The following is a 3,976-nucleotide window of genomic DNA, read 5'->3' as shown; positions in this document are numbered from 1 at the left end:
TGCTCCAGGATTGTCCCAGGGCGGAGATCTATGTGGGGAGGGTAGGTTGGATATTGAGTCTTACAGAAGCTACTACAAACAAATTTCCTTTTTCTCTTCTGAAAGTTAAGCTCCGAACTTTCACAGCCCTCTCCGGGCCACAGATACAGAGATATCATCGCAGTCGGTTTTACTACTTTCCGATATCTTCCCCAAAAAGTTCATTGCTTTTGCCCTGCCTGGTGCTTACAATTCGAGTATATTTATTATAGACAGGCTGTAATAATATTGAAAATGCTTTATTTGCCATGAAACCTGGCACAGCGTGACAGATTTGGTAAAAGTACTGAAAGGAACTTTTCATGGGAAGACGTAGAGATAGACTCAATAAAAGACGAGAAAAACAAATTAAAACGCATAGTGCCAATGCCCATCGTAAGTCAAGAGAGCGTGCACGCAAAGCCGCAGCAATTGCCCGCCAACTTAGCTGAAATTGCCACTATTTGGGATAAATTACCAGCAGCTATCCGTTCGCCGATTATAACTACCAATGTTAAATACCTTGCTATATTACATCTAATAAAAATACTTTTTGCAACGTAGGCAAACGTGGGCGGTCTGTGTAGCGGTACACATGCTCGTAGGCATTATAGAAACCGATTACCGGGTAATCCTGATTTTCTTTTATACCGCTTATCGTTTGACAATTTAGCGAAAACACTATCAATGATCTTTTGAGTAATTTTGACAGTCCCTATCTCTCCTACCTCCTCAAAAGGTAAATCCCTACATGCCTGTCTCACCTTCTCCAACTTCGTTTGGAGTTGTTTAGCAGTGCCTTTGAATTCGATTGTATAATGGATTGTTAGCCCAACTTTCGCAGTTCGGCATCAAAATCGGTGTTATTGACAGCGCCAAGGCGGTTAGTTTCCACCACAAAACCGGTCATTTAGCTGTCGGCTGTATATCTTCGGCGGTGGTTGTTTGGGCAAATTAAGTTTGAGCTTGGCGAGTAGTATCCTGTGTTCAAGTTCCGGCTGGCTATACCTGCGCATCTCAAGGATACGGCCATCGGTTGTCGGTATGCGAACATCTATCATTACAATGGAGCCGAGCTTATCGAGCACATCCTGTGCCGTCAGGCCATCGGCATAGCCACGAAGCTTCTGCCGCAGAGTAACCATCAGACAGTACGCCATAAATGCCACAAATATATGTGCCTCCACCCTCTGCTCAAGCTGATGATACACCGGACGAACGGCAAGGTCGCTCTTTAAGCACCTGAATGCCGCCTCAATCTCTGTAAGCAGAACATACCTTTGCCATATAACATCCGGGGCCGTTTCAGCAATATTGGTTCGCAACAGATACATGCCATCTCGCAGCAGCATCTTTCTATAAGCATCCCTATTCAACTGATATGTAAAATTCTCCTCTGTAACCCTGCTGCCTTGCGGCGGCAGGGTTATATCGACACACCGGGAAGATTTGCCTGCCTGCTGCTTCAATGCTCCAAGCCCCTCCATGAGTCTGTCGCGATTACGACAGTTCTTACGCAGCTTTGCAAGCCCCTGCAAACACTTACGCAGCTTATACTTGCGTATAGCACGTTCCTTAGCCCTGCGGTCTTTACTCTTGGCCAGAACATACAGCTCATTATCTTCCGCCAGCAGCTTTACCATAACGTTGTCGTTAGCCCGCTTCCAGTCCACCTCGAGCAGCTTTCCTTCAAGTTTATTGAGCATAGCTCTCGGAGTTCCAACAAGATACTGTATGTTCTCATCACGCATCTGCCAAAGGACTTCTTCTGTGGGAATACCTCTATCCATCACCCATACCCTGCGCGCCTTGCCATACATTGATTCTATCCTTTTAAGTGCGGTTTAGCCAAAATTCATGGACCTTAACTCTTTACTTACAAGTAGTTAACAATTAACAGCAACTTCTCCACGAACGGTCGAGTTGCCAAAAATTCAGTCCCAATACGCCGAAAACAGGTCTGACACGTGTTAAAATGGCTAAAGTTCACCTTTTAAGAAAGAACCCTAACGTGGTCTTGTCCAGAGTATTGCCCGGCAAAACTTCATAACCAATTGGAAAACCTTCAGGCGTAACGATAAGTGCTATTACCACCTGCCGGCAGTCGGGGCGTTTGTCCCTGCTGTATCCGAATCTGGCCTTTGCGTTCTGTTTGCATAAACCTTCAAAGTATGTGCTGGTCAGATCATAAAGCAACACATCAAATTCAATGCTGAACATGTCTTCCCATCGTGATTTGAGATGCCTGCACAGTTGGTCCTTATGCTCAACTATCCTGTCGAGACACCGATACAGCCTGTCTTTGGCCGCTATGCGATAATCGGTATTGAGCAGTTCATCCATCGCGGTCTTGTCAAACCATTGCCGGTGGAGATAAAACTCGCTGCCCGGATGTATGAGACGATTTACCACCAGCAGCTTGAGCACCTTTGACCATGGGATGTCCGATCGCACGCCGTCAATCCTGCCCGACCAGAACTCATCAAGTCCGAGCTTTTGCCAAAGCCAGCAGGCCAGCCAGCAGGCACCGAACGAGCGAGGCTTGTATAACTGCATCTGGGAAAGCTTTACCCTTATCGAATCTATATCACGTTCTGCGATTTGGACATGGTCTGCGAACAGTAACTTTTGCTCCTGTTTGCCGGTATCCTCATCGAAGACCTCCAGCGTTTTACGCCATGTGTCTTGCTGCGTGGTGGTTATTTCGCCCAGATACAGCACCGTTCGCTGAACCGTCGCGCCGTCGGCAACTCTGCGGTTCTCGACGACGCTGAAGTATTCGTGCCACTTGCCGTTCTTTTTGCGTTTATAGCTTCTCACAAACATGCCGATAGTCTGGCGTCAGAAAAATTGGCTCGCAACAGGATAGGTCTTCACCATGCAGGGTTTGAGACCATTTGGGGCATTATTGAAGCATTATGCGGGAAAAATAATTTTGAAATCGCGATTTGCCCACCCAACTGCGAAAGTTGGGTTAGTCCCATTTCTTATTGCTCCTAAAAAACATTTCTACCGCTTTCTCCCATACAAATCAAAAAACAATTTCTGGAAAAATCAGTCCCAGGTAATTGTAGGGTATGCCGCTGTGGTGGTGGTTCTCAAAGCAAATGCAGTGGGAGCAAATAGAAGGTATCAACCTAATAAAAAAAAGGGGGAGGCACAGGCATATGCAGTCTTTCATCACCCAGCCTCCCCGTTGTAAAGTGCCTTTACTCCACAGAATTCAAATTCTATGATTAGGTTTTTTCGTCGCGCTTACAACATAAATCATTATAGCAGGTGACACAGCATTAGTCAAATACAAAAACTTTGAGCAAGATGAATAATGGTGGGCTGAGGAGCGGAGGGAGAGAGGAGAGGATAGGAAAATCCCCAACCCACCAATACTATTATACCAAATTTTCCAGACAACTGCACAAGAATTGGGCAGAAATGATACGTTTTTCTTCCTACCATTCTGCTTTATATCTTCCCATTTCTTATTGATTTTCTTCTACTGACCCTACCCAACCACCCCTTTTATAGATTCTTTCTTTTATATAAAGCCACAGGAGCTTCTACGCCCCTTTCGATATCGCTCCCCGCTCGTGCCGACGATCCTGCCTTTTAAGCATAACGAAGCTTCGATGTTTTTGAAATAGCGAAGTGGCGTCGATCAGCTTCTTGATGTATAATCTCCTGTCGAGAATCAAGGGGTTTTCAATAGGCCCCCTGCTCTTAGTTTACAGTTTATAGTTAATGAAAACAGCCAATCGGCAAGGGGGATATGCTTAACTCTGTCGGTCTCACACTTGGCAGCCTGACGCTGGACGTGCCCTTCTTCCAGGCGTCGCTGAGCGGGTATAGCGACTACGCGATGCGCTCGCTGGCTCGACGGTTCGGGTGCCCACTTACAATTGCCGATATGATGCTGGCCAAGAGTGCGGCTCATCCCAGCGTTCTGCGGAAGGCCTGCTTT

Annotated in this window: 4 protein-coding genes; 2 read left to right on the top strand and 2 right to left on the bottom strand. The window is 46.4% G+C overall.

What is annotated here, in order from left to right:
- Positions 1 to 902 precede the first annotated feature (902 nt).
- On the bottom strand, positions 903 to 1,838 hold the full coding sequence (locus MUP17_01415) for an IS1634 family transposase (protein ID MCJ7457634.1): 936 nt from the start codon (positions 1,836 to 1,838) through the stop codon (positions 903 to 905).
- Positions 1,839 to 2,004: 166 nt separating this feature from the next.
- On the bottom strand, positions 2,005 to 2,844 hold the full coding sequence (locus MUP17_01410) for an IS1634 family transposase (GenBank protein MCJ7457633.1): 840 nt from the start codon (positions 2,842 to 2,844) through the stop codon (positions 2,005 to 2,007).
- Positions 2,845 to 2,896: 52 nt separating this feature from the next.
- Between MUP17_01410 and MUP17_01405 the strand changes: the two genes are divergently transcribed.
- Positions 2,897 to 3,220 (top strand): hypothetical protein, encoded by a 324-nt coding sequence (locus MUP17_01405; protein ID MCJ7457632.1) that lies wholly within the window; start codon positions 2,897 to 2,899, stop codon positions 3,218 to 3,220.
- Between the two features lie 564 nt (positions 3,221 to 3,784).
- Positions 3,785 to 3,976: hypothetical protein (locus MUP17_01400; GenBank protein MCJ7457631.1), on the top strand; the 192-nt coding region annotated here is incomplete at its 3' end.

The organism is Candidatus Zixiibacteriota bacterium (genome assembly GCA_022865345.1).
Classification (GTDB): Bacteria; Zixibacteria; MSB-5A5; order MSB-5A5; family RBG-16-43-9; genus RBG-16-43-9.
This window is presented reverse-complemented; position numbering and strand designations above follow the sequence as displayed.